Origin of the sequence: Helicobacter sp. 11S03491-1, assembly GCF_002272835.1 — a bacterium.
Lineage (GTDB): Bacteria > Campylobacterota > Campylobacteria > Campylobacterales > Helicobacteraceae > Helicobacter_J.
Genome location: NZ_MLAO01000011.1, coordinates 1 through 24,135, shown reverse-complemented (window position 1 = coordinate 24,135; position 24,135 = coordinate 1). Strand labels below are relative to the sequence as shown.

Sequence of the window (24,135 nt, the reverse complement as noted above, 5' to 3'; positions counted from 1 at the left end):
AAGATTATAAGAATATTTCTATTGGAGACTTATGACAAAAACCATTTTTTTAGAAATTTTTCGTAAATAAAATCATCAATAATTCCGATAGGCGATCTTATATTGAAAAATAACCATAAAATAATCACTATGGGAAAATAAACAATCCCTGCAAAAAAATATAGACCAATCATTTTAATACCCAAATCATTGAGTGTCCTATTGTCGGGCATTAATAAAAAAATTACGATTAAAAAAACACCACTAATTAAAATAGTTTTAAGCATTTAATTATCCTTAATATATTTTATTAATTTTATCAAAAAAAATTAATTTTATACTTTATAAATAGAGTAATATTTATAAATTAAAGAATAAATATAGTATTGATGAGTAAAAAAGTACCATAAAAGAAGTTTTATATCTATTTTTAGCAAAATATATAAAAATGAAGTTTATTATCTAATAGTAATATGATTTAAAATATTCTTATTAATGATCGCTTTTTGATATATTAGATAAAATCATTTCTTAAAAGCTTAAAATGATTAAAAGGATGTGATAGATCCACCAAATCACTTGTGGCATTCAAAAAATCTAACTTCAAGAAAGTTCGTATGAAGGAATTCAATGAATCAAAATGATTAAAAATGAAGTTTAAAAAAGCGTAGAAAAAGCATGAAACTATGCGTAAAAGCGGTGGCCGGGAGAGAGGGATTCGAACCCCCGGAGGTGTTACCCTCAACGGTTTTCAAGACCGCCGCTTTCAACCACTCAGCCATCTCCCGTATTTCAAACAATTAAATCAAGGATTCAAAAAAATTTTGGAGGCGACACTCGGATTCGAACCGAGGAATCAAGGCTTTGCAGGCCCATGCCTTACCACTTGGCTATGTCGCCCCATTAGGTGGTGCCCGGAGCCGGACTTGAACCGGCACGGAAGCAATATCCGAGGGATTTTAAGTCCCTTGTGTCTACCATTCCACCACCCGGGCATTATTTAAATTAACCTAACTTCAAGATTAACCCAAACTTACGATAAAGCAAATCAAGATTCTATGATAATACAAGAAGCTATTGAAGTTATGGAGCGGGAAACGGGGATCGAACCCGCGGCCCCAACCTTGGCAAGGTTGTGCTCTACCACTGAGCTATTCCCGCAAATCATAATATCAAGGGCATAATTCTAGCAACCCTTTTATAAAAAATCAAGGCTAAAAGCAAAAAATTACAAAATTTTATATACAATAACCTTTTAGAATACCAAGACCGGAGAAAATCAACGTGAATTTCCAACCCTACCCATTTGAAAGACTAAAAGATTTACTCCATTCTATCGCGCCCAAAAAAAAAGGAGTCTCCCTCACCATTGGAGAACCTCAATTTCAAACTCCTGATTTTATTCAAAAACAACTTAAAGATTCTGCCGGTGAGTTGCGTTTTTATCCCAAAACCTCAGGGGAAGATTATCTCAAAAAAGCCCAATTAGATTTTGTAAAAAAAAGATTTAAAATTACTCTCAAACCTTCTGAGCTTATCCCAACTTTTGGAACAAGAGAGGTGCTTTTTAATTTGCCCCAATTTTTACTTTTTGATTTACCTCATCCCATCATGGCTTACCCCAACCCCTTTTACCAAATTTATGAAGGGGCGGCTATTTGTTCAAGAGCCAAAACAATTTATATGAATCTGGAAAAACACAACGCTTTCAAACCAATCCTCACACAAGAACAAAAAAAACAAGTCAATCTGGTGATCCTCAACTCACCCAACAACCCTACAGGCTCTACACTCACTTTAGATGAGCTTAAGATGTGGGTACAATGGGCTTTAGAATATGATTTTATTTTGATTAACGATGAATGTTATAGCGAAATTTACCAATCTTCACCCCCTGCAGGGATTCTAGAGGCTTCTTATGCTATCGGGAATACAAGTTTCAAAAACATCCTCTCTATTAATTCTATTTCAAAACGCTCTTGCGCTCCCGGGTTGCGAAGTGGTTTTGTAAGTGGAGATGAAGTGATTTTGAAAGATTATCAAAAATATCGTACCTATACAGGCTGCGCAATCCCAAATCCTCTTCAAAGAGCTGGAGCAAAGGCTTGGCAAGACACACAAGAGAGTGAAAAAATTCGCCAAAAATATGCCAAAAATCTTCAAATTGCCCAAACAATATTTCCAAATGCAACCATCTATCCCTATAGCTTTTATTTATGGCTTGAAGTTGGGGATGATATTGATTTTACACAAAAACTTTATGAAGAAGAAGGGATTTTGGTGCTTCCGGGATCGTTTCTGGGTAGAAATCATATAGGTAAAAATTATGTGCGTATTGCCCTTGTTTATGAAGAAGATATTCTTAGACAAACCTTAGAAATCCTTTGTAAATTTTTGTATTCTTATCTCAAAAAAGGTATTTAATGACTCTTAAAAAAAACTTTAATAATTTAAAAATTCATTTTATCGGTATTGGGGGTATTGGCATTTCAGGACTTGCCAAATACCTTAAAGCCCAAGGAGCAGAAATTACAGGTTCTGATATAGCTGAAGGAAGTGCAACAAAGTATCTTCGATCTATGGGTGTTCCCATTACAATTCCCCACAGTCAAGATGCTCTCAAAGATCAAGACCTTGTGATTCATTCTGCTATTATTAAACCGGATAATATTGAAATACTTCAAGCTGCCAAAAAAGGAATCCCTGTTTTATCCAGAAAAGAGGCATTAGAATTTATTTTGGGCAATAAACGAGTATTTAGCATTTGTGGAGCTCATGGCAAAAGCACAACAAGCGCAATGCTTAGTGCTATATTCCCTCATTTTGGAGCTATTATTGGAGCAGACACTAAAGAATATGGTTCTAATGTCAGAGAAATAGAAAGTCAAAACATTGTCTTTGAGGCAGATGAATCTGACAAGAGTTTTTTAAATTCCAATCCTTATTGCGCTATCGTAACCAATGCCGAACCCGAACATATGGAAAGCTATAACTATGATTTAGATATTTTTTATGATGCTTATAAGCAATTTTTATCCTCTGCTTGTAAATGCTGCATCAATATTGAAGATCCATTTTTGGCTACCCTTAATTTAGAAGCTATCAAGCTTTCTCCCTCTGAAGATATTAAAAATATTTCTTATATTCTTAGAGATGATGAGCCTTATACACAATTTGAACTTAGAGATTTAGGTGCATTTGAAGTTTGGGGATTTGGAGAACATACTGCCCTAAATGCCTCTTTAGCTATTTTAGCTGCAAGCCCGGAACTCTCTATTCAAACTATTAGAGATAATCTAAAAAACTTTAAGGGTATTAAAAAGCGTTTTGATATCCTTCAAAAAGGTAGATTAACTTTGATTGATGATTATGCCCATCACCCCACTGAAATCAAAGCCACACTTGATGCAGTAAAAATTTATTCTAATCTAAAAGGACAAAACAAAATTATTGTTATTTGGCAGCCACATAAATATTCAAGACTTTTAGATAATTTAGAAGGTTTTCAAAAGTGTTTTGAACAAAACTGCGATGAACTTATTATTCTTCCGGTTTGGAAAGCAGGTGAAAAAGAAGTCTTGATAGACATGAAAAAACTCTTCAATCAATACCGTCCTATTTTTGTCGATAAAATTCACAAACAAGGCAATCAAATCGCACTTTTATCCCAAAATAAAATCATTAAAACTATTGAGGAGGGTATTGCAGTAGGACTTGGAGCAGGAGATATTACCTATCAATTAAGGGGGGAAAAATAATGTCTGCATTATTGGCAATTTTTTTGGTGCTTTTGCTTACGCTGGCGCTTTTATATTTTATTCTTAGAGATTTTGGCGTTATCACACCCAAACAAAAATTAATCTCCCTAAGCACATTGATTGTATTTGGTATTTTAATTGCCTTATATAGTTATTTTCAAAGCCAGTCCGATAGGAAAGATTTTATGCTTCAAACAGCATTCAAAAGAGGAGAATCTTTAGAATGCAATGGTATTATCATCAACAAAGAAAATTTCAATCTTGTTACAGGCACACTTAGTTTTATTGGCAAAAAAAATACTCCTATGAACAATATTATCGTCCCCTTAGACAAATGCAATATTATTCAAAAACAAGATCTGCCCCAAGATCAAGATACCACATCTAAAAGCCTTGAAGAAGAGTTACAAAGAGACTAATGCAAGAAAATTATCATTATGAGAATCTCATTGGCAAGCTTGATCTTTGTGATTTTATAAATCAATTTAATGGTTTTTTTGCTCGTCCAAAACCCCTACATTTGCAAGGAGATAAATCTCCTCTCATAAGTCTTATTCATGAACTCGATAAGATTATCTTCACTCCTCCACCCAAGATAGAATCACTAGATACCTTTATCTTGAAACTCAAAAAATTTGGTGTCTTAAAACTTGAAGAGATTTTTGAATTTATAAAAATTATTCGTTATTTTCTCTACCTTAAATCTTTAGACAATATTACAGAAGAAATGCATCTTCATAGATATTTACAAAATATTATTATTCCTGAATCTTTAAGCAAACTTACAAAAATTTTTACCGAATCTTGTGAAATCAAAAACGGTGTCTATGAAGAGCTTGACAGTCTAATGTTTTCTATTTCAAGACAAAAAGAGGAGATTTCAAAAACATTATCAGAAATTCTTGCAAGCGCCAAACTTGCTCCTTATCTTGTAGATAAACAAATTCACTACATCAATACCAATGAAACTTTATTATTAAAAGCAGGATTTAATCATGCCATTAAAGGCATCATTATCTCCAGGTCTCAAAGTGGATTTTTCTATTTATTACCTAATCAAGTTTATAGTATTCATCAAAAAATTTCTGAACTTAATGATAAACTCCAAGATTATCTGTATGAAATTTGCAAAAATATTTCTACTTTATTCCATAAAAACATTTTATTCTTAAATTTTATTAACAAAGAATTTGATAAATTTGATCATTTACAAGCAAGAGTTTGTTTTGCCAAAACATACAATTTAGAATTTGTCAATACCCAAACAACAGATAAAACAATCATTTTAAAAGACTTTGTCCATCCTGCATTAACTCATCCCAAACCTATTAACATTGAATTTCGATCCGGGCTTTTGATGGTTACAGGCGTAAATGCCGGGGGGAAAACAATGCTATTAAAATCCATTCTAACAAGTGTTTTTCTCTCTAAATATTTATTGCCTATGAAAATCAATGCTCATCATTCCAAAATTGCCAATTTTAAAAATATATTTGCCATCATTTCTGATCCTCAAAACAGCAAAAATGATATTTCAACATTTGCAGGGCGTATGCTCAACTTTAGTCAGATTTTGAATACTCAAGACTTGATTGTTGGTATAGATGAAATTGAATTAGGCACTGATGCAGATGAAGGGGCAAGTCTTTATAAAATCCTACTTGAATTCTTACTCAACAAACAAGCAAAAATAATCATCACAACACACCACAAAAGACTGGCTGCTCTTATGGCAAATGATAGTAGAATCCAAATATGCGCAGCCATTTTTGATGAAAAAAGGCAAATCCCCACTTATGAATTTTTGCATGGAAGTATTGGCAAAAGTTATGCCTTTGAAAGCGCTAAAAGATATGGCATCCCTGAAAATCTCATCACTCAAGCCAAAAAAATCTATGGAGAAGATAAAGAAAAACTCAATGAATTGATTGAAAAATCCACCCAACTTGAAATGGCACTCAAACAAAAAACAACACAACTACAAGATAAAATATCTGAATATGAAAGAAAAAAACAAGAACAACAAGATATCATAGAAAAACTCAAGAATGATTATGAAAAAGAAAAATATCTCTTGCATACATCTTATACGCAAGCCCTTGATAAACTTAAAGAAATAGCCAAAAGCAAAGAAACAAGCGATATTCACAGAGGCATCAATAATGCAAATAAAATTTTAAATAATTTTAAAAATCAACACAATATTCTCACTTCCATTCCTCCAAATTATAAAGAAATCAAAATAGGCGATAGAATCAAACATGGATCTCAAAAAGGCAGCGTTATTGGTAAAAATGGGGATATGTATCTTATTGAACTTGATAGTGGAGTGCGATTAAAAACAAGTGCCACCAAACTCAAAATCATTCCAAACCATCGCCCCATCCCTGCAAGCTCTCCAAAAATTAACATCAATTATCAAAATAATGCTCATGTGAGTCTTGACTTACATGGACTCCGAAGTCAAGAAGCTATAGAAAAACTGGATAAATTTTTATCAGATGCACTTATTGCCGGATTTGATGAAGTAATTGTTTATCACGGAATTGGAACAGGAAAATTATCTTTTTGTGTTAAAGAATTTCTTTCTTCCCACCCAAAAGTGATTAGCTTTTGTGATGCACCTCCACAAATGGGAGGTTTTGGAGCTAAATTGATTCGATTATAACTAAGACATAAAGGGCTATTGATGATAAATATCATACTTATACAACCTAGAATTCCTCAAAATACAGGCAATATTGGCAGACTTTGTGTAGCCGGAAATGCCAGATTACACCTTATCCATCCTCTGGGATTTTTTATTGATGAGAAATCTCTTAAAAGAGCCGGAATGGACTATTGGGAAAAACTCCAAGTCCAAGAATGGCAAAATATACAAGAATTTTGGGAAGCCCACCGTGTTGATAAACAACATTTCTTTCTCACCACAAAAGCTCAAAAAAATTATTATGAAGCTGATTTTTGCGATGAGTGTTTCTTATATTTTGGCAGAGAAGATGCAGGTATTGAACCAAATATTCTCTCTTTATATCCTAACCAAAATCTTAAAATCCCCATGGTATCAACAACAAGAAGCATTAATCTTGCAACTGCTGTAGGAGCAGTCCTATATGAAGCTATCAGACAAAGCAAAAATTATCTGCATTTTTAATTACGATCTTTATAATTATTATAATCAAAACTTTTTAGAAGTATGAATTTATCCTCTTGAATTGTCCCCAAACCAGGCAAAGGCATACCATTAAAAGTATTATTTTTGACAATACTATAGTGCATCATATCTTCAAATAAAATTCTATCCCCAATTTTAAGCTCACTATCAAAACTATAATCCCCAATAATATCTCCGGCTAAACAAGTATGACCCCCAAAACGATAAGCATACTTAGCTTTATTGACTCCCTTATCTTCTTCAAAAACTTCTTTTTTATCTATAAGAGAAATTTTTTTTACATTCGGACGATAGGGCATTTCCAAACAATCAGGCATATGCGCACTCGCGCTTACATCTAAAATAGCAATATACATCCCATTCCAAACAATATCAATAACCTCTCCAATCAAAAATCCACTTTGCCAACCTATGGCTTCTCCAGGTTCTAAAAAAACATCTGTATTACAATATCTCGCTTTAAAATCCTTGAGAATATCAATTAGTTTTTCTATATCATAATCAGCACGCGTGATATGATGCCCCCCGCCAAAATTTACCCATTTCATTTGAGGAATATAAGGGCTAAAATATTTTTCAAAGTGCCCCAATGTCCTAAAAAGTGCATCTGAGTTTTGCTCACAATGAGTATGAAAATGTAATCCCTCAATCCCCTCAAGACCAAATTCTTTTACCCCTTTTTCAAACTCACCGGGGGTAATTCCTAAACGACTACCTTTGATGCAAGGATTATAAATAGGGGGTTGTACTTCGCTATAAAGGGGATTAAGACGTAATCCTACTTCAATCTTAGTGAAACCCAAAGATTGGAGTTGTTTATTTTTAATTTCTATTTTATTTTTATACTTCTGCCACTGGGCAAAAGAATTAAAAATAATATGCGTAGCAATACCAAGAAGCTGTTGGATTTCAAAATCTTTATAAGCAGGACTAAAAACACAAATATCTTTCTTGATTTCTCTACCTCCAAACTCCTCAAAAGCAAGTAATGCCTCATAAATACCACTGGCACAACAACCATTAAGATATTCTCGGACAAGCTCAAATCTCCTCCAAAAAGCATAACCCTTCAAAGCAAGCAGTATTTTTGCGCCACTATGTTGGCGCACATTATTTAAAATCTCCAAATTATACTTGAGTTTTTCTTCCTGAAGAACATAACATGGAGAGGGTATATCAAAAAATTTCATATTTGCTCTTTATTGTTTATGGATAAGGAGTTGATTGATGGACCTTTCAATGTCAATAGGATTAGATTTGGATACAAAATCATCGGCATTTAAGGACTTTGCCATTTCTTCATTGCTACTCCCGCTCATAGACGAATTTACCACAACCGGAATATGGGCACTTAAGGGATTATTTTTGACTTGTTTAATAACTTCAAATCCACTGGCCTCAGGCATTTCTAAATCTGTAATAATCATACCAATATTTTCAATCTCTGTAGTTGGAGCAAACAAATAATCAAGCAACTTTTGCCCATTAATAAAATCATTATGGGCTACTCCAATTCTGTTTAAAATAATTTGCATAGTTTTTAAAACACTAGGGCTGTCATCAGCAAGCAAAATAACTTTGTTTGTTTTAACTTGGCTAACCTTTTTTAACTCTTCTTGTTTTTCTTCTTCAATCCATGGAAAAACATCTACAAGCATTTTTTCAATATCCACAACTTGTACAAGCCTTCCATCAAAATATCTTGTGCGACTGACTAATTTATTATTACTTCCAGTGCCTCCTATACCTGCGCTTTGCTCCATTTCAGTCCATTTCTTATTCAAAATGCGATCAGCTTCATAAATCCTTACGCCAATTGTCCATTGAGAAAATTCACAAATCATAATAATATCATGCTCATTTTCTTCACGTTGGATTTTATAAGGCGTCAAATCTTTATTTTTATTTTTATCATCATAATAAAACCATTTTTTCATATCAATAAGTGGAATTGTAAGCTCTCTAATTGTGATCAGCCCTTCTATCAAAGAACTTTTTTCATGACTAACAATAGTCAGCGTCCCATCATACTTCACAACTTCTCGAATCTTAAACACATTCACAGCATACAAATCTTTATCTTTTTGTAGACGAAAACACAATAATTGAAGTTCATTATTTTTATGCAAACTTGTAACTTGATCAATTTGAGACAGATTTGACATACTTTTCCCTCGCATGCAATATAAATTTTTATATCATATCATAGTTTTATTTCAAAAAACTTTATGATTTCTTTGCCGGGTAAGAACAATGAATACAGAGCTTTTCAACAGCTTGGTTATGCATAAAACCTTCTCTGATGTTTTGAGCACGCCCGGATTGTAGAATATCTATTAATTTTTGATCCTTGAGATTACCCAATTTAATAACTCCTTGCGCATCAATACAGCAAGGCACAACACTCCCATCAGCCAAAATCCCCACTTGAGCAATCAATCCATGGCAATATTTATGCGATTGAGAGAATACTTTTGAATTCGGATTTGCCCATTGAAATGTTTTGGTAATATTTAAAAATACCTTTTTTCCAAGTCTAAAACGTGATTTTGTATTATCATCAAGAATTCCAAATTCTCTAAGAATTTTTTGTTTCAACCACAAAAGCTCCTCTAATGTGCTATCTTGTAACCTAAGATTAATAAACCCGGCGCTATCTTTGAAAATCTTATAGCGGCATAAACTCAAAATATTCTCAAGATAATTTTTACTCACCCTATCTTGATTGTTCCTATCAAATCCTGCATTTAACGATAAGGAAAGTTGCGCTATAGGATCACAAACAAGCCAATCAAACATATCATGTCTTAAATAAACCCCACTTGTAACCAAATCTACTTTAAGCCCATAATCTTTAGCAATTTTTAGATAATCTTTAAGATTTTTAAGAATACAAGGATCGCCCAACAAATGAAAAGCAATACTTTGGGTCAAACCCACGCTTTGCTCACAAACTTTCTGAAATAATGCAATATCCATGATTTTGCGAATATTTTTTTGGCTAGGGCAAAAACTACAATTTAACCCACAAATATCACTAAGCTCAATATAAATTTTTTTAAACTTAAACATTAAACCTAAAGTGCATAACATCTCCATCTCTAACAATATAATCCTTGCCTTCTACCCTCATAACCCCTGCTTCTTTTGCTTTGGATTCCCCACCATATTTGACAAAATCCTCATAAGCAATCGTCTCTGCCCTAATAAAACCTTTTTCAAAATCCTTATGGATAACACCTGCAGCTACAGGGGCACTATCCCCCTTATGGATTGTCCAAGAACGCACTTCTTTGATACCTGCAGTAAAATAACTAATCAATCCCAGTTTGGCAAATCCTCTTTTGATAATTTGTTCCAACCCACTCTCTTGGCACCCTAAAGTATGCAAAAACTCACTGCGTTCATCCTCCTCCATACCCACCATTTCTTCTTCAAGTTTAGCGCAAATTCTAATAACTTCAGCATGGTTTTTATGTGCATATTCTTTTACTTCTTTGAAATATTTATTCTCTGAAGCAATATATTCTTCACTGACATTAGCCCCATAAATCACTTCTTTAAAAGTTAAAAATCTAAGTTCTTTGTTAAGTCCTATAAACTCTTCTGTATCTCTAAATTCAAAAGTTCTAGCCGGGTGGTTATTTTCTAAATGTTGTAATAATTTTAAAGCACATTCTAAGAAATTCTTTGCCTCTTTATCGGATTTGGTTTGCCTTTGAAGTTTTTCAATGCGTTTGTTAAGCGTATCAATATCAGCTAATAAAAGCTCAAGCTCAATAATTTCAATATCATCAATAGGATTAATTCTACCTTCGACATGCACGATATTTGAATCTTCAAAACAACGCACAATATGCAAAATTGCATCGCTTTCTTTAATATTTGCTAAAAATTGGTTTCCCAGTCCTTCACCTTTGCTTGCCCCTTTAACAAGCCCTGCAATATCGACAAATTCGATAACAGAATGCAAAATTCTTTCGGGTTGAACAATTTTTGCCAACTCAAAAAGCCTAACATCAGGGACATTAACTACAGCACGATTAGGTTCAATCGTGCAAAATGGATAGTTTGCAGATTGAGCATTTTGTGCTTTTGTAAGTGCGTTAAAAGTGCTTGATTTACCTACATTAGGCAGACCTACGATTCCAATTGAGAGTCCCATTTTAATCCTTTTTGATTATATCAAGCACAAATTCCACACATGCCCTCACCCCCGCGCCACTTCCACCATATGTATTAATATCCCATTCTCTCTCTACATAAGCAGGACCGGCTATATCAATATGCAGCCATTTATCTTTGTATTCTTTACGGATAAACTCACTCAAAAACATCCCCGCAGTAATTGCTCCCCCATACCTGGAAGAAGCGACATTACACACATCAGCAATTTTTGATTCTATAAGTTTTTTGAGGTGTCTGTTAAAAGTCAATTTTGTAGCAAGCTCTCCTGATTTTAAAGCCATATTTTCAAAATGAGTTTTTAACTCTTCATTATGCCCCATTACACCGCTGGTATATTCACCCAATCCAACAACACAAGCCCCGGTAAGTGTTGCAAAATCAATCAAATAATCCGGTTTTAAATCCTGCGCATAACTCAAACAATCTGCCAGAACAAGTCTTCCTTCTGCATCTGTATTTCTTACTTCAATACTTTTACCCTCGCGACTAAGAAGAATATCATCAGGTTTATAGGCATTCCCTCCAATCATATTTTCAGTAGCCCCCACAATTGCATGTATCTCTGCATCTATTTTCATTTTTGCTAAAGCATCAATAATTCCAAGAACCGCACAACCCCCGCTTTTATCAGCTTTCATAGTTACCATATAATCAGCAGGTTTCAAACTCAATCCTCCGCTATCATAAGTCAATCCCTTGCCTACAAGAACAAATCTGGCCTTAGGTTTTTTGGTTTTATAAATCAAATGAATCAATCTTGGAGGATGCACAGAAGCTCGATTGACTGCTAAAAAAGCTCCCATTTTTTCTTTTTTCAAAAATTTTTCATCTCCAATATGACATTCAAGAGAATTTTCTTTGGCTATTTTTTGAGCTAATTGCGCAAGAAACATAGGAGTAGCTTCTTCCGGAGGAGTGTTGATAGCATCTCGAACCAATATGATGCTTTGGGCTAAAATAAGAGCCTTATCCAAAGATTTTTGCAATACTTGAAGCGATGGGGGTGTTTTTTTATCAAAGCTTTCATAAGAAACAAAAATTTCTTTAAGCGCAGGGATAATCTTTTTGCTTTTATATTGATTAAAATCATACATCCCTACCAATAAGCCCAAAAAAATTCCTTCCATCATCTCTTCATTACCATAAATTCCTATTTTTAGACTTTTGAAAGGTAATTTTTTGATAAATCTGAGAGCTTGTGTGCTCGCCTCTCTGAAGATATCTATATCCAAGGATTCTACTCCGATATAAATGATTTTATTGAATTGATCAAAAAATATCCCTTCTCCCTCATAAGCAAATTCTTTTAAAATCTTAGGCTCTATCCAAGCATGTTTGAAATTTTTGTTGATGACAAAAACAAGAGCTAAATCCGCTTTTGTTTCCTTGAAACTCGTTTTTTTAAGATTAATTTTTAACATTATTTTTCCTTTTTAATTTCTAATTGAGATTGAATTTTTTGAATTTTTTTATCAATTTTTTTTGTATGAGAATTAAAATACCAAACCACAAACCCCAAAAATGCTATTGCCAGAATAACAAAAATATAAGGGTGATGTTTGAGCCACGACAATATATGCAAAATCTCCTCACCCAAAAACCATGCCAATAAAATCGTAACCCCTGCCCAAACCCATGCGCTAATAAGGTTAATCAAAGCAAATTTCAATGCACTATAGCGCGTCAGCCCAATACTGATTGGGATAATGGTTCGCATCCCATACATATATCTTTGAATAAAAATAATAGGCCAACCATGCTTTTGAAGCAACAAATGCGCTAAAGCAAGCTTTCTACGTTGTTTTTTTAAATGTTTTTGAATATAGCCCTTGTTGAACCTGCCAATGTAAAAATAAATCTGATCCCCCACAAATCCCCCAAGACCTGCGACAAATATAGCTAAAAAAACATTCATATGCCCTGTATGGGCAGCAATTCCAGCAAAAATTAATCCCAACTCACCCTCTAAAATACTCCAAAAAAATAAAATTAAATAACCCCAATCAGCAACATAAGTATCCCATAAGCTAATAATGTGCTCTTCAATCCCCATTTTCTCCCCCTATATCCAATATTGTAAATACCTTAGTGAGACCTTCGATCTTTTTTATCCCTCCTAATTGGGGCAAATTTAGTATAAAACAAGCCTCCGGACATTGTGCTCCTACGCTTTGAATTAATTTTACACTTGCAGCAGCTGTGCCTCCTGTAGCAATTAAATCATCAATAAGTAATACCCGCGGTTTTTGTAAGTCTCTAAAGGCATCAATATGGATCTCAATCTCATCAAAACCATACTCAAGAGTATATTTTTCACTTACGGTTGTAAAAGGAAGTTTGCCTTTTTTTCTAATAGGAACAAATCCTATATTTAAAGCATAGGCTAATGATGCGCCAAAAATAAACCCTCGTGATTCAATTCCGGCAACAAAATCAATATTCATAGGAGAATAATATTCTTTGAGAGCATCAATGAGTTTAGAAAATAAAGGAGAGTTGATTAAAGTTGTGATATCTCGAAAAATAATTCCCGGTTTTGGGTAATCAGGGATATTTCTGATAGAATCCAGCAAATCTTTTTTAAATTGTTTAGAAAATGGATGCATATTTTTCCTTATAAGAGAGCTTCAATTTTTTGCTCCAAATCTTTAATCCTGCTTCTGTATTTATCTGTTTCAATACGATATTGAGAATTTCTTTGTTTGAGTGTTTTGACTTCATTTTTTAATGAATTCATTTCCTGAGTAAGTATATCAATATTTCCTAATGCTCTTTGAAGTTGTAACTGATGTTTTTGAATTAAGATTTCAGCTTCTTGAAGGGTAAGCTTCATTGAAGCTGAATTTCTTTCTTCTTTTTCTGCGATTGACTTATAGAAAAAAGTCTTAATAATCATATAGAGAACAAAAAGAATAAAAACCGTAACTAAAAACCACTCTATAGCTACATTTGTCATCATAAACTCCTAAGAATCAAAATCCTCAATTTTTGAAACCCTACACGCATGCCTTCCTCCTTCAAATTCAGTATGGATAAAAGCTTCCATAATTGATTCTACCTCACCCAAACCACTAATACGTTCTGCCAAACATAAAATATTAGCATCATTATGAAGTCTGGCCATTTTTGCCATATAAGCATCTAAGCATAAGGCGGCTCGGATTCCTTTATAACGATTAGCAGCAATACTCATTCCAATACCTGTTCCACAAATCAACACTCCTTTTGCATCTCCTGTTTTTAAAACTTCTTTGCATACTTTTTGGGCAAAATCCGGATAATCTACCTTATGGGCTTGTTTTGGAGAATAATCAATGACTTCAAAACCATTTGAAATTAAATAATTTTTTACAAAATCTCCAAGAATAATACCTGCATGATCTGTTCCCAAAATATAAACCATCAAAAATCCTTTATGTTAATAAAAATTGCAATAAAAATTCTGTTGGATAAAAAAATATTCTTGATAATGGGGTGGCCAGAATAAGCAAAATAATCATCGTACCATAAGCGCCTATTTGATAAAAAAATCTTGGAATGCTTTGAATGCCTAATTTGAGACAAATAAATCCCAAAGCCTGAGAACCATCAAGTGGAGGGATAGGCCAAAGATTAAAAACACCTAATACCACATTATAAACAATAAGTTGTGTTAAAAAAGCCACTATAATGATTTCCCAATCTCCCAAAACATTTCCAAAAATGCCGCTAAACAAAATCCCACTTGCAATCAAAGCCAAAATTAAATTATAAGCTACTCCTGCCAAACTTACTGCCACTCCCGCCCCATAACCCCATCTTTGAATAATGAAATTCATATTAATAGGCACAGGTTTTGCCCATCCAAATAAAAAAGGGGCTTGGATAACAAATAAAATCAAAGGGATGAGGATCGAACCTATTGGATCAATATGTTTGATTGGATTAATGCTTAGTCTGCCCATTTTTTTGGCTGTGTCATCGCCATATTTAAAAGCAACCCACCCATGCATGATTTCATGACCAATGATGGCTATCAAAAAAGTCACTATCATGATAAGAGGTTTGAGAATATCTGCAGATAAAAAAGAATTTAAAATTTGCATTTATCCCTCTACTTTTTTCTTAAGTTCACTCTCAAGTCCTTCAACACTCTTAAACATTCGATTCCACCGTATTGTAAAGATTGCCTTAGGATTATCTTGCACCCCTGCTTCTACACTATTTTTAAGATTAATGCTAAAATAAATGAACCATGGCTTGCCAATAATGTTTTTATAAGCAACACTACCCCAAAATCTAGAATCATCGCTATTATCACGATTATCCCCAATCATAAAAAACTCATCAGGAGCGATTTTTTTGTAAAAAGCTAATTGACCATCAAGATTTATAGGCATCATTGCAATCCCTATTTGATTAGGATCATCATTGCTGCCTAACAATCCTTTTGTCCAAAGATCTTGAGCAATAGCTGCCATTCTAAAATAAGAAGAATTATTATGCTTATAATGAATACCTAAATGCGCCAAAGAATAAGGTTCAAAAACAAATTTCTTGCCCAACATCGTAGTGATTCTTGAGGGATCATAATGAGACTCTATATAATTATCCCCTTCATAAGGATGAAGATAAAGCCCCTTTTGTGTAAAAATAACTTCATCACCACCAATTGCGAAATTTCTTTTGACGAAATATGTTTTTTCTTCATGAGGAGGGATAAAAATTACAACATCGCCTCTTTGAGGTCTTTTGCCTTCTATGATATGTCCATCTCCTCTAAAATCAGGAAAAATTGGAATCTCTAGCCAAGGGATTCTAGGTGTAGGTATGCCATAAGAAAACTTTTTGACAAATAACATATCCCCTTCATACAAAGTTCCCACCATTGAACGAGAAGGTATAATAAATGCCTGTGCAACAAAAAATATTACAAACAAGACAATAACAATTGTCCCTGTCCAACCCGAACAAAAATTATAAACAGATTTTAAAAATTTCATTCAAACCCCTAATTTTATTTTTTAAGTTTTCTTTGTTTGGCAGCTAAAAGCGTATTTTGAAGTAATGAAACAATTGTCATTGGTCCCACTCCTCCCGGAACCGGGGTTATAAAACTTGCTTTTTGACTCACACTCTCAAAAGCCACATCACCCACCAATCTTCCATCGTTTAAACGATTCATCCCGATATCTATAATAATAGCCCCTTCTTGAATCATATCAGCCCGGATTAATCCGGGTTTCCCTACACCTACACAAACAATATCTGCCTTTTTAGTAAAAAATGCAATATCTTGCGTAAGGATATGGCACACACTAATAGTTGCCCCCGCATTCAACATCAAAGAAGCTAATGGCTTACCAACAATATTGCTAGCCCCAATTATAGCAACATTTTTGCCACTCACATTAATATTATAATGCTGGAGTAAATTCATTACTCCCAATGGAGTTGCAGGCGCAAAAGCCTCTACTCCTGCTAAAATTCTACCTATATTAAAAGGATGGAAACCATCAACATCTTTTTGATAACTTATCGCCTCTAAAATAAATTTTGTTTCAATATGCTTAGGCAAAGGCAGTTGGACTAAAATACCATCAATTTGTTCGTCTTTATCAAGATCTTGAATAATCTGTAGTAACTCCTTTTGAGTTATATTTTGGGATAATTTTTTTGGGATACATCTAATCCCACAACGTTCGGACGCCTTAATTTTCATACTCACATAAGCGCAACTTGCAGGATCTTCTCCAACTAAAATAACTGCTAAAGTTGGGGTAACTCCTTTTTCTTTCAAAAAATTTGTTTGGATAATGATTTGTTTTTCAATCGTTTCTGCCAAAGATTTTCCATCAAGGAGCACCATTTTATCACCTTTAAAATTGAAGTAGTGTATTATAATAAAAACTCTATTTCTAAAACCTTTAAAGGAAATACAAATACTATGGTGTATAAAAAAATAGCTTATTATGCTTGTGGTTTTTCTCTCATCCCTATTTTTTGCTACTCTCTTCAAAATCCCAAAGATGATAGTTTTATCACCCCTCAAGAATATGGCAAAAAACTCTATGAAAATCCTCGCAACATAGGCTGCATAAAATGTCACGGAAAAAATGGAGAAAGCGAAGTGATTGCTCAATACAAAAGCAAAGGTAAAAATAAAATTATCAAAACTCCAAAAATTAATGATTTAGATTTTGATATTTTCAAAAAAGCTCTCAATAAAGATAAAGGCATTATGCCAAGATATAATTTAACTGACGAAGAAATAAAGGCTATCTATCTTTATATTACTTCTAAAAAATAACTTTGGTTGTATAATTTATTAAGAATTTCCAAACTCCGGTCTCAATAAATTTCAATTTCTAAAATTCTATGTTTTGACTTCAACAGATATAACGAAATAAATTTTATAAAATCCAATAAAATAAAGCAAGTTAGATAATGTAGGTAATAAAATGCCGGCTTACCAAAAAATATATAAGTTTGCCTTATTGAAGTTTTTGGTATCATATCTTAAATTGGCATTATTTGGAGATAGCGTGGAAATAAAAGATATTAATCAAATCCAAAAAGTAAATAAAAAATTTCAGAAAGAAAGCTCAAAAGTCGCTATTATCATGGTCTTTGCAATATTGATTTCTATCATTGGGCTTACTTTTGGGAATACTTCTAATCCTTTATTGCTTGTTTTTACGACAATTGTTGGGGGCTATATGGCTATGAGCATTGGCGCAAATGATGTTGCAAACAATGTTGGCCCTGCCGTAGGATCTAAAGCAATTACTTTGATAGGGGCAATTATTATTGCTGCAATTTGTGAAGCAAGTGGAGCAATTATCGCCGGAGGCGATGTAGTTGATACTATCAAATCAGGCATTATTGATCCCCTTAGCATAGCCGACCCTAAAGTATTTGTTGGTGTCATGATGGCTGCACTTATTTCCGGTGCAATCTGGGTGCATTTAGCCACAATAATTGGCGCTCCTGTTTCGACTACGCATTCAATTGTTGGAGGTATTTTGGGCGCGGGGATTGGAGCGGGAGGATTTGGAGTCGCTCATTGGGAGGCGCTTGGGGAAATTGTAGCAAGTTGGATTATCTCTCCTTTAATGGGAGGACTTTTTGCAATGGTTTTTTTAATGATTATCAAAAAAACCATTACTTACAAACAAAATAAAAAACTTGCAGCAAAAAAAGTAGTCCCTATTCTGATTTTTATAATGACCTGGTCTTTTGGATTATATTTAATTTTAAAAGGATTAAAAAAAATTTATTCAATTGATTTTCCTACGGCATTAGGAATTAGCTTTTTAATCGCTTTAGCAATTTATTTCATTACCAAACCTTTTATTTATAAAAAAGCAAATACACTCCAAAATACCAAAGAAGATATTAATCTACTCTTCACTCTCCCTCTCATTTTTGCTGCAGCCTTGTTAAGTTTCGCGCATGGAGCTAATGATGTTGCTAATGCCATTGGTCCTTTGGCTGCTATCAATCAAGCCCTGGGGAGTTTGCAAAGCGTGGGAAAAACAGCAAATGTTCCTTTGTGGATTATGGCAGTAGGAGGCTTGGGAATTTCCTTAGGATTGGCACTTTATGGACCAAAACTCATCAAAACAGTAGGGAGTGAGATTACTGAATTAGATAAAATAAGGGCTTTTTGTATTGCAATGTCTGCTGCACTCACTGTGTTGATTGCTTCCGGACTTGGGTTGCCTGTGAGTTCGACTCACATTGCTATTGGAGCAGTATTTGGAGTGGGATTTTTGAGGGAATATCTTAAAAATAGATATCACCAAATGCAACAAACTATCATTCAAGCCCATAGCGGCAAAGATTCTAAAGCAATTGAAGAGTTTTTGCAAAGATTTCATAAAGCAAGCGTCAAAAGAAAGGGAATTATGCTGGAAAGTCTTAAAAAAACCAACAAGAAATCTTTCCTGCCTCCCTTGAATAAAAAAGAAAAAAAATCTCTCAAAAAAGCCTATAAAAATGAGCTTGTCAAACGAAGTGCCATTAATAAAATTATTGCTTCTTGGATTATCACCGTGCCAATATCAGCAATATTAGGAGGGATTGTTTATTTTATTGTAATGGCTGTAGGATTTAAACTTTAAATCATTAAAATACAATTTTATGATAATATGATAGAATGTATTCATTATTAGGTGTTGTCCTAAAATTTAAGGAGTAATAGTTTGGACCCGTATCAGTCGGTTTTAATGTTTATTTGCGCAATATTTTTAGTTTTTTTGAATGCTTTTTTTGTCCTCTCTGAATTTGCTATTGTCAAGGTAAGAAAAACTCGCCTTGAAGAATTAGCCAAAACCAATAAATTAAATGCAAAGTTAGCTTTAAAAATATCTAATCAACTGGATACTTATTTAAGTGCCACTCAACTTGGTATCACACTCTCTTCATTAGCGTTGGGTTGGATTGGAGAACCTGCAGTAGCCAGGATTCTCAGTGTCCCATTGGACAAACTTTTTGGATCTAATCCTATTGTTGTACATACAATTAGCTTTGTTGTTGCTTTTACTTTTATCACTCTTCTACACGTCGTATTGGGCGAAATTGTGCCCAAATCAATAGCTATTGCTAAGTCTGAAAATGCAGCTCTTTTTGTTGCAAGACCTTTATACTCATTTTGGGTGATATTTTATCCGGTCATTAAACTTTTTGATATTTTGGCTGCATTTTTTTTAAAAAGAATAGGCATAGAACCTTCAAAAGGTCAAGATAATGCACATTCTGAAGAAGAACTCAAAATCATTGTAGGAGAAAGTTTAAAAGGGGGTTTCATTGACTCTATTGAGGGTGAAATCATCAAAAATGCCGTAGATTTTTCAGATACTATTGCAAAAGAAATCATGACCCCCAGAAAAGATATGATTTGCCTAAATACTGAAAAAAGCTATGAAGAAAATATTCAAATTGTAATGGAAAGCAGGCATACAAGATATCCTTATTGCAAAGGCAATAAAGACAATATTATTGGAATGATTCATATTCGCGATTTGCTTACAAGCTCGATATTTGATGCAAATAAACATGATATGAAAAGTCTCGTAAGAGAAATGATTATCGTACCTGAAAGCGCTTCTATTTCACAAATTCTTATCAAAATGAATAAAGAACAAATCCATACGGCACTTGTCATTGACGAATATGGCGGAACAGCAGGCTTATTAACAATGGAAGACATCATTGAAGAGATTATGGGAGATATATCTGATGAGCATGATCTTAAAAGTGAAGATATGCAACGTATTGATGAAGATACCTATGAATTTAATGGGACAATGGACTTAGAAAGTGTTGAAGAAATTATGGACGTGAAATTTGATGATGAATGTGAGCAAGTTACAATTGGAGGGTATGTATTTGGATTGCTTGGAAGACTCCCCGTTATAGGAGATTGTGTGAGTGATAAATACTGCGAATTTGAAGTCTTAGACATGGAAGGAGCAAGAATCAAAAAACTTAAAATTAAAAAAATACGCATACAAAATGATGAGGAACTCAAAGAAGCCTAAGCTTCTAATGTTTGTGCAAAAAATAAAGACCAACGCAAATAGCCAATATAGATGAAGCAAAAAATACCATATCTTTAGCATCGGTTATCCCCATACTAAGAACTTTTGAAAAAAATGCTACTATCAATGCCATGACAATAACTTTTGCCAATTTATCTTTGAGTTGATCGAGGGTGTGAATTTCTAAAACTTTTGAACTTTTATCATCTTTGATAGTGATTTTCCTGATAAAAAGTTCATAAAGTCCAAATGAAAAAATTAAAAGCACTACCGCAATCAGATACAAATCAATCGCTGAGACAATCATATGCAGCAAAACATTATGTATATCAGACTCTTGATCTAATAAATTAAAGTAATATTTATAAGTATTTATTACAGCCTTAATTACATCAATACTTGCCACAATAAAAAGCAATACTGCTCCTACCATTGACAAAATAACTGCCAACAAAATAAAAAGTCTTGAATTCCAAAGTAATTTTTCAAACAATTTTTGTAAAAACTCCATCAAAATCTCCGAAAATAAAATGTTTCTGAGATGGAATTATAACATTTCAACAATTATTATGCGCACCATAACAACAAATAAAAACAAATTCAAAAAATAAAAATGTAGGGTAATGAAGCATCAAACAAAAGATTACTCAGAAGTTGGCTTTGAACCTATAGCCACGCAGATCCCATTAAATGCTATTTCAAAATTTGACTGCCAAGATAATTTTATTGAAGTTTTTGATAAAGATAAAATCGTTAATATTTGGAGTCATCGTAATTCCAATATTTTAGCCGTTGAAGTTTTGGATTAAGTTAATGAAGGGGTTATAGGCTTAAGAGGAAGCTAAAGGGCTTAGAGATTGAGAGAATAGCCATTGATGTTTTTTATTTACTCAAAAAAGAATCTTTGGTATTTGGAGTATTTGTATCGGATCTAAAATAGAGTAGATATAGAATTAAAAAAGTTTAATTTTAAGCTTAATTTAATTCTAATTTTTGCCATATAAAACAGAAGTGAGCCCCTCACTTCGATTTTAAGTTTCAAATCACTTCGGTTTTATGTGGCAATTTACAAGATGTCAAACTCTTTGGCAGGGGAGCAGAAGTGGCTAATGAATATCTCAGAAAAGGTTCGAAAGTTTTGATTGAAGGACGCTTGAGTTTGGAGAGTTGGACAGATCAACATGGCACAAAAAGAAGCAAGCATACCATCATGGCTGAAAGCATGCAAATGATGGATACCAAAGCCCAAACCCAAGAACTTGCCCAAGAAGAGAATGCCCGGAGTGAAAACCCAACAACCAATGTCTCTTCCGGTGTTTCAGACACTCCAATACAAGAGAATGCCCAAGCACCCTCAAAAGAATCTCAAGAATCTTCTGCCAAACACGAAGAAATTATTTCTCTTTTAGGTGAAGGTGAAGAAATTCCATTCTGAAATATCCTTAATAAAGATATTTCAGCACCTTCTATATGATTTTGAAATATTGAATCAATCTAAAATAAATATAAACCTGTTTATGTAGATACAATATAATAACATATCTGTCAGGATAAGGAGAGCAAAATGACAACCTTGATTAAGATAGGAAATTCTTTGGGTATAAGAATTCCAAAGGCTTATATTGAAAAAACAAAACTTCAAAATACACAATTAACCTTTGAGATTTTAAAAGAAGGACTTCTTATTAAACCTATTGGAACAAACAAAAGATCAGGTTGGGAGAATAAGGTAAAATCTGCTTTGAAAAACAATACAAACAGTTTTGATAATGAATTTTTAAGATTTGATTTGGATTTGAAAGATTGGGAATGAAACGATTTGAAATTTGGTATATTAATTTAGATCCCACACAAGGCAAAGAAGTCAAAAAAACCAGACCCTGTGTGATTGTTTCTCCCGATGAACTCAATGATTTATATACAAGAATTGTTATTCCTTTAACAACAAAAGGTTTTGATTTGCCTTGCAGATTAAGAATTCAATTTAACAACAAGTCTTCCTTGCTGTTATGTGATCATATAAGAAGTGTTGATAAAAGCAGGCTTATTAATAAAATAGGTGAGTTAGGCGTTGATGATTGTATGGCTTTATGTGAGATCTTAAATGCAATGTTTGCATTTTAGTTTTTATGATGGTGTCAAAAGAATCTCAAGAATCTTCTGCCAAACACGAAGAAATTATTTCTCTTTTAGGTGAAGGTGAAGAAATTCCATTCTGAAATATCCTTAATAAAGATATTTCAGCACCTTCTATATGATTTTGAAATATTGAATCAATCTAAAATAAATATATAAATATCAATAAGTATAATTTTATTTTAAGAAATAATTATTTAGAATAACCGGATAATTTTAGTAAGTACTTAGTTTAATTATAAAAAATTCATGAGAGTTTTTAACCCGGATAGAAAAAATAGATTATAAACAGCTTTGTAACAAGACAGATTGAGTCTTGAGTTTTTTATAATCAAAAAACAACAACATCAAAAAGGGAACACAATGAAAAGAATAATGAGAATAATGGCTGCCTTATTGGCAACAACAATAGCAGGAGTGAGTATGGCTCCGGCAGATGAATTAGATGAACAAATTCAAAAACTGGAGAAAGAAAATAAAATACTTGAGTTAAAAAACAAACAAAAACAACTCCAACCAAACCAAACAAGTCAAAGCCAAGTCAGCCAGCCCAACCAAAGCAATACCCAAAACCAAAAGAAAGTTAAAAACTTCAATTCTAAGAATGGAGTTTTCTTAGGTGTGGAAGGGAGTTTAGGAGGAAATAACGTTACATTCATACTGTCAGATTCTGATGATGGAAAAAATAAAGAAGATGTATTTTTTAATAAAAGTGCCACTTTTGATCTGGGTTTAGTCGGAGGGTATCAACATTATTTCGGAGAATCTCAAAGACATGGGATAAAAGTATCTGCTCATTTGTATTCGGGGTTTGGAAATAGTTGGAAGAATGATCCCCTTCCCGGACAACACGCTCTCTTCTCTTACATTCCTATTAAGTTTGGCTTAGATGTGAAATATGTTTGGGATTTTCTACAAAGAGGGGCGCACACTTTAGGATTCAATGTAGGGCTTGGCGATGAGTTTGATTTGTATATAGCCGGAAAAGATGAAAACAAGAATGACAAATATCCGAACGACATAGGACCTGCAACTGCGATGAATAATATTTTTGCCAATGATGTTTATGGCGTGCTAGGTTTGCATTATTACTACGGACACCATCAGTTTGAAATCCTCTGGCGAGGAGGAGGTATTTTAGGTTCGACAACTAAAAAAGAGATTATATATCAAAAAGATGTGTATACGGATACATCATCTACACATATATGGATTAAAAAGTTGAATCTTACTCTACTCACCCAATCCTACCTCACACTCAATTATGCTTATCGGTTTTAAAATATAAATAAAAATTAAGGAGTTCATATGAGATTAATTCTGGCATTAATATTACCTTGGCTATCGTTTTTTACTATAGGTAAGCCTATATCAG

Annotated in this window: 26 protein-coding genes, 4 tRNA genes and 1 pseudogene; 13 read left to right on the top strand and 18 right to left on the bottom strand. The window is 33.4% G+C overall.

The genetic code is table 11. The features are described from left to right. Positions 1–29: 29 nt before the first annotated feature. The 5 genes from BKH45_RS07380 to BKH45_RS07360 form a co-directional block, all read right to left on the bottom strand. Positions 30–266, bottom strand: a complete 237-nt coding sequence (locus BKH45_RS07380) for a hypothetical protein (RefSeq protein ID WP_095274836.1) — start codon at positions 264–266, stop codon at positions 30–32. 413 nt (positions 267–679) lie between these two features. Continuing rightward, a tRNA-Ser gene (locus tag BKH45_RS07375) sits at positions 680–767 on the bottom strand. 37 nt (positions 768–804) lie between these two features. Beyond that, positions 805–879: transfer RNA gene (locus tag BKH45_RS07370), tRNA-Cys, on the bottom strand. An 8-nt stretch (positions 880–887) separates the two neighbouring features. Beyond that, a tRNA-Leu gene (locus BKH45_RS07365) sits at positions 888–974 on the bottom strand. 91 nt (positions 975–1,065) lie between these two features. After that, positions 1,066–1,140: transfer RNA gene (locus BKH45_RS07360), tRNA-Gly, on the bottom strand. Positions 1,141–1,263: 123 nt separating this feature from the next. Here BKH45_RS07360 and BKH45_RS07355 point away from each other — a divergent pair. From BKH45_RS07355 to BKH45_RS07335, 5 genes are read left to right on the top strand one after another with little or no spacing between them, the layout of a single operon-like run. Continuing rightward, a complete protein-coding gene (locus BKH45_RS07355; RefSeq protein ID WP_095274835.1) occupies positions 1,264–2,403 on the top strand; it encodes a succinyldiaminopimelate transaminase in 1,140 nt (379 codons plus the stop codon). Further along, positions 2,403–3,737 (top strand): UDP-N-acetylmuramate--L-alanine ligase, encoded by a 1,335-nt coding sequence (murC, locus tag BKH45_RS07350; RefSeq protein ID WP_095274834.1) that lies wholly within the window; start codon positions 2,403–2,405, stop codon positions 3,735–3,737. The genes BKH45_RS07355 and murC overlap by 1 nt, the downstream gene beginning before the upstream one ends. Then, positions 3,737–4,156: a hypothetical protein gene (locus BKH45_RS07345; protein WP_257874528.1), complete on the top strand. Its 420-nt coding sequence runs from the start codon at positions 3,737–3,739 to the stop codon at positions 4,154–4,156. The genes murC and BKH45_RS07345 overlap by 1 nt, the downstream gene beginning before the upstream one ends. Continuing rightward, positions 4,156–6,405, top strand: coding sequence for an endonuclease MutS2 (locus BKH45_RS07340; protein WP_095274833.1), 2,250 nt, complete (start codon positions 4,156–4,158; stop codon positions 6,403–6,405). The genes BKH45_RS07345 and BKH45_RS07340 overlap by 1 nt, the downstream gene beginning before the upstream one ends. A 21-nt stretch (positions 6,406–6,426) precedes the next feature. Continuing rightward, a complete protein-coding gene (locus BKH45_RS07335) occupies positions 6,427–6,891 on the top strand; it encodes a tRNA (cytidine(34)-2'-O)-methyltransferase (RefSeq protein WP_095274832.1) in 465 nt (154 codons plus the stop codon). Here BKH45_RS07335 and nspC read toward each other — a convergent pair. The 12 genes from nspC to folD all read right to left on the bottom strand — a co-directional run bounded on the left by nspC (position 6,888) and on the right by folD (position 16,948). Further along, positions 6,888–8,102, bottom strand: a complete 1,215-nt coding sequence (gene nspC / locus BKH45_RS07330) for a carboxynorspermidine decarboxylase (protein ID WP_095274831.1) — start codon at positions 8,100–8,102, stop codon at positions 6,888–6,890. The genes BKH45_RS07335 and nspC overlap by 4 nt on opposite strands. Positions 8,103–8,111: 9 nt before the next feature. After that, the gene (locus BKH45_RS07325) at positions 8,112–9,077 is read right to left on the bottom strand and encodes a chemotaxis protein (protein ID WP_095274830.1); all 966 of its coding nucleotides are present in this window, start codon (positions 9,075–9,077) and stop codon (positions 8,112–8,114) included. A gap of 61 nt (positions 9,078–9,138) precedes the next feature. Next, positions 9,139–10,011, bottom strand: coding sequence for a radical SAM/SPASM domain-containing protein (locus BKH45_RS07320; RefSeq protein ID WP_257874536.1), 873 nt, complete (start codon positions 10,009–10,011; stop codon positions 9,139–9,141). After that, positions 9,977–11,077, bottom strand: a complete 1,101-nt coding sequence (ychF, locus tag BKH45_RS07315; protein ID WP_095274829.1) for a redox-regulated ATPase YchF — start codon at positions 11,075–11,077, stop codon at positions 9,977–9,979. Before ychF ends, BKH45_RS07320 begins: the two co-directional genes overlap by 35 nt. A gap of 1 nt (position 11,078) precedes the next feature. Further along, a complete protein-coding gene (locus BKH45_RS07310; protein ID WP_095274828.1) occupies positions 11,079–12,521 on the bottom strand; it encodes a leucyl aminopeptidase in 1,443 nt (480 codons plus the stop codon). Continuing rightward, positions 12,521–13,147 carry a DedA family protein gene (locus BKH45_RS07305; protein ID WP_095274881.1) on the bottom strand — a complete coding sequence of 209 codons (627 nt, stop codon included), beginning with the start codon at positions 13,145–13,147 and terminating at the stop codon, positions 12,521–12,523. The genes BKH45_RS07310 and BKH45_RS07305 overlap by 1 nt, the downstream gene beginning before the upstream one ends. Then, complete coding sequence (locus BKH45_RS07300) at positions 13,143–13,706, bottom strand: adenine phosphoribosyltransferase (RefSeq protein WP_095274827.1); 564 nt, start codon at positions 13,704–13,706, stop codon at positions 13,143–13,145. The genes BKH45_RS07305 and BKH45_RS07300 overlap by 5 nt, the downstream gene beginning before the upstream one ends. Before the next feature lie 8 nt (positions 13,707–13,714). Further along, positions 13,715–14,056, bottom strand: a complete 342-nt coding sequence (locus tag BKH45_RS07295) for a hypothetical protein (protein ID WP_095274826.1) — start codon at positions 14,054–14,056, stop codon at positions 13,715–13,717. Between the two features lie 9 nt (positions 14,057–14,065). Then, complete coding sequence (gene rpiB, locus BKH45_RS07290; protein WP_095274825.1) at positions 14,066–14,503, bottom strand: ribose 5-phosphate isomerase B; 438 nt, start codon at positions 14,501–14,503, stop codon at positions 14,066–14,068. Positions 14,504–14,513: 10 nt separating this feature from the next. Continuing rightward, complete coding sequence (locus tag BKH45_RS07285) at positions 14,514–15,185, bottom strand: site-2 protease family protein (RefSeq protein WP_257874527.1); 672 nt, start codon at positions 15,183–15,185, stop codon at positions 14,514–14,516. Beyond that, positions 15,186–16,082, bottom strand: a complete 897-nt coding sequence (lepB, locus tag BKH45_RS07280) for a signal peptidase I (RefSeq protein WP_095274824.1) — start codon at positions 16,080–16,082, stop codon at positions 15,186–15,188. 14 nt (positions 16,083–16,096) lie between these two features. Further along, positions 16,097–16,948 (bottom strand): bifunctional methylenetetrahydrofolate dehydrogenase/methenyltetrahydrofolate cyclohydrolase FolD, encoded by an 852-nt coding sequence (gene folD, locus BKH45_RS07275; protein ID WP_095274823.1) that lies wholly within the window; start codon positions 16,946–16,948, stop codon positions 16,097–16,099. A gap of 78 nt (positions 16,949–17,026) precedes the next feature. Here folD and BKH45_RS07270 point away from each other — a divergent pair, with 78 nt between their 5' ends. The 3 genes from BKH45_RS07270 (at position 17,027) to BKH45_RS07260 (ending at position 20,624) form a co-directional block, all read left to right on the top strand. Next, a complete protein-coding gene (locus BKH45_RS07270; protein ID WP_095274879.1) occupies positions 17,027–17,389 on the top strand; it encodes a cytochrome c in 363 nt (120 codons plus the stop codon). A gap of 235 nt (positions 17,390–17,624) precedes the next feature. Beyond that, positions 17,625–19,205 (top strand): inorganic phosphate transporter, encoded by a 1,581-nt coding sequence (locus BKH45_RS07265; protein WP_095274878.1) that lies wholly within the window; start codon positions 17,625–17,627, stop codon positions 19,203–19,205. Positions 19,206–19,310: 105 nt separating this feature from the next. Continuing rightward, positions 19,311–20,624, top strand: coding sequence for a hemolysin family protein (locus BKH45_RS07260; RefSeq protein ID WP_095274822.1), 1,314 nt, complete (start codon positions 19,311–19,313; stop codon positions 20,622–20,624). A 4-nt stretch (positions 20,625–20,628) separates the two neighbouring features. Here BKH45_RS07260 and BKH45_RS07255 read toward each other — a convergent pair whose 3' ends face one another. Then, the gene (locus tag BKH45_RS07255; RefSeq protein WP_095274821.1) at positions 20,629–21,135 is read right to left on the bottom strand and encodes a YqhA family protein; all 507 of its coding nucleotides are present in this window, start codon (positions 21,133–21,135) and stop codon (positions 20,629–20,631) included. Between the two features lie 112 nt (positions 21,136–21,247). Here BKH45_RS07255 and BKH45_RS07250 point away from each other — a divergent pair, with 112 nt between their 5' ends. The 5 genes and pseudogenes from BKH45_RS07250 (at position 21,248) to BKH45_RS07230 (ending at position 24,041) form a co-directional block, all read left to right on the top strand. Beyond that, positions 21,248–21,433, top strand: coding sequence for a hypothetical protein (locus tag BKH45_RS07250; protein ID WP_095274820.1), 186 nt, complete (start codon positions 21,248–21,250; stop codon positions 21,431–21,433). Between the two features lie 263 nt (positions 21,434–21,696). Then, positions 21,697–22,059: pseudogene (gene ssb, locus BKH45_RS07245) on the top strand (single-stranded DNA-binding protein); the annotation flags it as partial. Between the two features lie 129 nt (positions 22,060–22,188). Next, positions 22,189–22,437, top strand: coding sequence for an AbrB/MazE/SpoVT family DNA-binding domain-containing protein (locus tag BKH45_RS07240; protein WP_180675696.1), 249 nt, complete (start codon positions 22,189–22,191; stop codon positions 22,435–22,437). Further along, positions 22,434–22,748 carry a type II toxin-antitoxin system PemK/MazF family toxin gene (locus BKH45_RS07235; RefSeq protein WP_095274818.1) on the top strand — a complete coding sequence of 105 codons (315 nt, stop codon included), beginning with the start codon at positions 22,434–22,436 and terminating at the stop codon, positions 22,746–22,748. The genes BKH45_RS07240 and BKH45_RS07235 overlap by 4 nt, the downstream gene beginning before the upstream one ends. A 375-nt stretch (positions 22,749–23,123) precedes the next feature. Then, positions 23,124–24,041: a hypothetical protein gene (locus BKH45_RS07230; RefSeq protein ID WP_095274817.1), complete on the top strand. Its 918-nt coding sequence runs from the start codon at positions 23,124–23,126 to the stop codon at positions 24,039–24,041. The last annotated feature ends 94 nt before the right edge of the window (positions 24,042–24,135 follow it).